Source organism: Pontibacter indicus (assembly GCF_900156345.1).
GTDB classification, from domain to species: domain Bacteria; phylum Bacteroidota; class Bacteroidia; order Cytophagales; family Hymenobacteraceae; genus Pontibacter; species Pontibacter indicus.
In genome coordinates this window covers 1-5,416 of sequence record NZ_FTPP01000008.1, presented here as the reverse complement: position 1 = coordinate 5,416, position 5,416 = coordinate 1, and the positions used below count along the sequence as shown (strand labels likewise).

At 56.1% G+C, this 5,416-nt stretch carries 2 tRNA genes and 3 rRNA genes; all 5 read left to right on the top strand.

Going from position 1 to position 5,416, the window contains the following annotated elements:
* The first annotated feature begins 164 nt into the window (after window positions 1-164).
* The 5 genes from B0B12_RS19900 (at window position 165) to rrf (ending at window position 5,407) form a co-directional block, all read left to right on the top strand.
* Window positions 165-1,687, top strand: a 16S ribosomal RNA gene (locus B0B12_RS19900).
* A 159-nt stretch (window positions 1,688-1,846) separates the two neighbouring features.
* Window positions 1,847-1,923: transfer RNA gene (locus B0B12_RS19895), tRNA-Ile, on the top strand.
* A gap of 14 nt (window positions 1,924-1,937) precedes the next feature.
* Window positions 1,938-2,014: transfer RNA gene (locus tag B0B12_RS19890), tRNA-Ala, on the top strand.
* Window positions 2,015-2,260: 246 nt separating this feature from the next.
* A 23S ribosomal RNA gene (locus tag B0B12_RS19885) occupies window positions 2,261-5,156 on the top strand.
* 139 nt (window positions 5,157-5,295) lie between these two features.
* Window positions 5,296-5,407, top strand: a 5S ribosomal RNA gene (rrf, locus tag B0B12_RS19880).
* The 16S, 23S and 5S rRNA genes sit together here with 2 tRNA genes alongside, the layout of an rRNA operon.
* Window positions 5,408-5,416 lie beyond the last annotated feature (9 nt).

The following is a 5,416-nucleotide window of genomic DNA, read 5'->3' as shown; positions in this document are numbered from 1 at the left end:
AAGTTCTTTGAGAGATTGTTGAGACAGAAAAGAAAACAAGAATAGGTACATCCGCGCGGGCGAATCTTAAAGATTCCCACCGCGTCAATTCACAAGAATTAAAAAGGAAAAAGGCCACGGGTCGAACGGACACATTTGCCCTCGGGCATGAAAAGTAGAACACTACAATGGAGAGTTTGATCCTGGCTCAGGATGAACGCTAGCGGCAGGCCTAATACATGCAAGTCGAACGGACCTTGCTCTTTCGGGAGCTTGGTTAGTGGCGCACGGGTGCGTAACGCGTATGCAACCTACCTTCCACTGGGGGATAGCCCACCGAAAGGTGGATTAATACCGCATATGACCACGAGAGGGCATCCGACCGTGGTAAAAGCTGAGGCGGTGGAAGATGGGCATGCGTGCCATTAGCTAGTTGGCGGGGTAGAGGCCCACCAAGGCGACGATGGCTAGGGGTTCTGAGAGGATGGTCCCCCACACTGGTACTGAGACACGGACCAGACTCCTACGGGAGGCAGCAGTAGGGAATATTGGGCAATGGCCGAGAGGCTGACCCAGCCATGCCGCGTGCAGGAAGAAGGCCTTCTGGGTTGTAAACTGCTTTTGTACGGGAAGAAAACGCCCCTGCGGGGGTAACTGACGGTACCGTACGAATAAGCACCGGCTAACTCCGTGCCAGCAGCCGCGGTAATACGGAGGGTGCAAGCGTTGTCCGGATTTATTGGGTTTAAAGGGTGCGTAGGCGGCCCGTTAAGTCAGCGGTGAAATCCCGGGGCTCAACCCCGGAACTGCCGTTGATACTGGCGGGCTTGAGTTCGGTCGAGGCGGGCGGAACTGGTGGTGTAGCGGTGAAATGCATAGATACCACCAAGAACCCCGATTGCGAAGGCAGCTCGCTGGGCCGAAACTGACGCTGAGGCACGAAAGCGTGGGGAGCGAACAGGATTAGATACCCTGGTAGTCCACGCCGTAAACGATGATGACTCGATGTTTGCGATACACGGCAAGCGTCCAAGCGAAAGCGTTAAGTCATCCACCTGGGGAGTACGCCCGCAAGGGTGAAACTCAAAGGAATTGACGGGGGCCCGCACAAGCGGTGGAGCATGTGGTTTAATTCGATGATACGCGAGGAACCTTACCTAGGCTAGAATGCGCGTGACCGGTCCAGAGATGGACCTTCCCTTCGGGGCACAAAGCAAGGTGCTGCATGGCTGTCGTCAGCTCGTGCCGTGAGGTGTTGGGTTAAGTCCCGCAACGAGCGCAACCCCTACCTTTAGTTGCCAGCGGGTCATGCCGGGGACTCTAAAGGGACTGCCTTCGCAAGAAGCGAGGAAGGCGGGGACGACGTCAAGTCATCATGGCCCTTACGCCTAGGGCTACACACGTGCTACAATGGCCGGTACAGAGGGTTGCCACCTGGTGACAGGGAGCCAATCTCAAAAAGCCGGTCTCAGTTCGGATCGGAGTCTGCAACTCGACTCCGTGAAGCCGGAATCGCTAGTAATCGCGCATCAGCAACGGCGCGGTGAATACGTTCCCGGGCCTTGTACACACCGCCCGTCAAGCCATGGAAGTCAGGGAGACCTGAAGCCGGTGACCGTCACAGGAGCCGTCTAGGGTAAAACTGGTAACTGGGGCTAAGTCGTAACAAGGTAGCCGTACCGGAAGGTGCGGCTGGATCACCTCCTTTCTAGGGTCGGCCCGTCGGCCTTTTCCAAGGCGCCGGTGGCCGCGCGGATCCGTGCTTATTCCCTCTTCCGGACTGTCTCAGCATTCCTTCTCAAACAACTCAGGATACTGAAAAGCAAGGTGCGGCATAAAAGGCGTTCCCAGGTGCTTGCAGCCACGGGGGCTTGTAGCTCAGGTGGTTAGAGCGCTACACTGATAATGTAGAGGTCCGTGGTTCGAGTCCACGCAGGCCCACCACTTACTCAACACAAGGGGGATTAGCTCAGCTGGCTAGAGCGCCTGCTTTGCACGCAGGAGGTCAACGGTTCGACTCCGTTATTCTCCACCAACGCTTACCACAACAACACGGTAGAGGCAACAGGCCACTACCTCTAACTTAAAGGAAGAGCCACAGTGACAGGCGGCGGGTTAAGCAATTAACTCACAACCCTTAACTCTAAACTCTTAACTCTTTAGGAGAAGTTCTTTGACATGATGGGAGAGAGAAAAACAAAGACATTAAGAAGGTAACTGCCTGGAAGTGATTCTAGTGCAGCCCAAGAAGCGGGCCGGCGTTGCTTTAGGCGACACCGGCGAGAACGCAGAGAAGGGCGCATGGGGGATGCCTAGGCTCTCAGAGGCGATGAAGGACGCGACAAGCTGCGAAAAGCCGCGGGGATCGGCACATACGAATTGATCCGCGGGTATCCGAATGGGGCAACCCGGCATGTTGAAGACATGCCACCCTACGGGGGGCGAACCCGGGGAACTGAAACATCTAAGTACCCGGAGGAAGAGAAAATAACAATGATTCCGCAAGTAGTGGCGAGCGAACGCGGAGGAGCCCAAACCAGTCCTGTCACGGCAGGGCTGGGGTTGTAGGACCACGGCGTGGGACCAAGTATCGAAGCATAACATTCTGGGAAGAATGACCATAGGGGGTGATAGTCCCGTGTGCGTAAGCTGCTTGGCCCTAGTGGTATCCTGAGTAGGGCGGGACCGGAGAAATCCCGCCTGAATCCGCCGGCACCATCCGGCAAGGCTAAATACTCCTGAGAGACCGATAGTGAACCAGTACCGTGAGGGAAAGGTGAAAAGCACCCTGAATAAGGGGGTGAAACAGATCCTGAAACCATGCGCCTACAAGCGGTCGGAGCCCTTTTGTGGGGTGACGGCGTGCCTTTTGCATAATGAGCCTACGAGTTACTCCTCCCTGGCAAGGTTAAGCGTCTCAAGGCGCGGAGCCGCAGCGAAAGCGAGTCTGAACAGGGCGCACAGTCAGGGGGGGTAGACGCGAAACTTTGTGATCTACCCATGGGCAGGATGAAGGTTGGGTAAAACCAACTGGAGGTCCGAACCAGTTTCCGTTGAAAAGGATTTGGATGACCTGTGGGTAGGGGTGAAAGGCCAATCAAACTGAGAAATAGCTCGTACTCCCCGAAATGCCTTTAGGGGCAGCGTCGCGGTCGAGTCATGTGGAGGTAGAGCTACCGATAGGACTAGGGGGAGTCAAATCCTACCGAATCCTGACGAACTCCGAATGCCATTTGACATACGCGGCAGTGAGGCGCGGGGTGCTAAGGTCCCGCGCCGAGAGGGAAAGAACCCAGACCGCCAGCTAAGGTCCCCAAGTCCACGCTAAGTTGAACAAAGGGGGTCCAGTTGCTCAGACAGCCAGGAGGTTGGCTTGGAAGCAGCCATTCCTTTAAAGAGTGCGTAACAGCTCACTGGTCGAGCGACAGGGCATCGATAATAATCGGGCATCAAGCATGGCACCGAAGCTGCGGATTATAGATTATTCTATACTGGTAGGGGAGCATTCCAAGGGCGGAGAAGGTATGGCGGCAAGCCGTGCTGGAGCGCTTGGAAAAGCAAATGTAGGCATAAGTAACGATAATGCGGGCGAGAAACCCGCACACCGAAAGACCCAGGTTTCCTGATCAACGCTAATCGGATCAGGGTTAGTCGGGACCTAAGGCCGAGGCGAAAGCGCAGGTCGATGGACAGCTGGTTAATATTCCAGCACCGGCTACGTATAGCGATGCGGTGACGGAGAAGTGAAAGGACCGCGCACTGACGGAATAGTGCGTTGAAGGCCGTAGGTATATTTGGGGTAGTGAAGTACGCCCCGGATGCTGAAAGCCGATAGTACTCCAAGCCCCCGGGCGCGGAGATAGCGTCCCTAAGCAGGCTCCCTAGAAAACCCGCTAAGCGTTTAAATACGTGGCCGCCCGTACCGCAAACCGACACAGGTGGTCGAGGAGAGAATCCTAAGGTGCTCGAGTGAATCACGGCCAAGGAACTCGGCAAAATGGCCCTGTAACTTCGGGAGAAGGGGCGCTTCCTTGCTTCACAGCAAGAAGCCGCAGTGAAAAGGCCCAGGCGACTGTTTAACAAAAACACATGGCTTTGCCAAATCGAGAGATGACGTATAAGGCCTGACACCTGCCCGGTGCCGGAAGGTTAAGAGGGGGGGTTAGCCGCAAGGCGAAGCTCTGAATCGAAGCCCCGGTAAACGGCGGCCGTAACTATAACGGTCCTAAGGTAGCGAAATTCCTTGTCGGGTAAGTTCCGACCTGCACGAATGGTGTAACGATCTGGGCGCTGTCTCAGCCGTGAGCTCGGTGAAATTGTAGTCTCGGTGAAGATGCCGAGTACCCGCAACGGGACGGAAAGACCCCATGAACCTTTACTATAGCTTAGCATTGACGCTGGGTAACTCATGTGTAGGATAGGCCGGAGAATGTGAAGGGGCGTCGCCAGGCGTCCTGGATTCTTCCTTGAAATACGGCCCTTGAGTTGCCTGGCGCCTAACCCGACAGAGTCGGGGACCGTGCTTGGTGGGTAGTTTGACTGGGGTGGTCGCCTCCAAAACAATAACGGAGGCTTTCAAAGGTTCCCTCAGCACGCTTGGTAACCGTGCGCAGAGCGCAATAGCAGAAGGGGGCTTGACTGTGAGGCCCACAAGCCGAGCAGGGCCGAAAGGCGGATATAGTGATCCGGTGGTTCCGCATGGAAGGGCCATCGCTCAAAGGATAAAAGGTACTCTGGGGATAACAGGCTGATCTCCCCCAAGAGCTCATATCGACGGGGAGGTTTGGCACCTCGATGTCGGCTCGTCACGTCCTGGGGCTGGAGAAGGTCCCAAGGGTTCGGCTGTTCGCCGATTAAAGTGGCACGCGAGCTGGGTTCAGAACGTCGTGAGACAGTTCGGTCCCTATCTGTTGTGGGCGTCGGAGATTTGAGGGGTTCTGTCCTTAGTACGAGAGGACCGGGATGGACGAGCCTCTGGTGGACCTGTTGTGGCGCCAGCCGCAGCGCAGGGTAGCTACGCTCGGACGGGATAAGCGCTGAAAGCATCTAAGTGCGAAACCCGCCCCAAGATGAGATCTCCCTTAAGGGCCGTCAGAGACGATGACGTTGATAGGTGGCAGGTGTAAAGCTAGAAATAGCAAAGCCGAGCCATACTAATTGCCCGAGCGCGTTCTCCTGAGCGCAAGCTCAAACCGGCCAAGAGCCGGCCCGCCCCTTGGCACCGCCCTAAGGTCCAGGTCTTTTTCTCTCCCAGCTAGTCAAAACACACAGAACTTACACATAGCCATCACGCCCGCATAGAAACCGGGCAAAGACAATGGCGGCTATGGCGCCGGTGAGCACCTCTTCCCATCCCGAACAGAGAAGTTAAGCCCGGCTGCGCCGATGGTACTGGGGTCACACCCGGGAGAGTAGGTGGCCGCCAACCCCAACAACC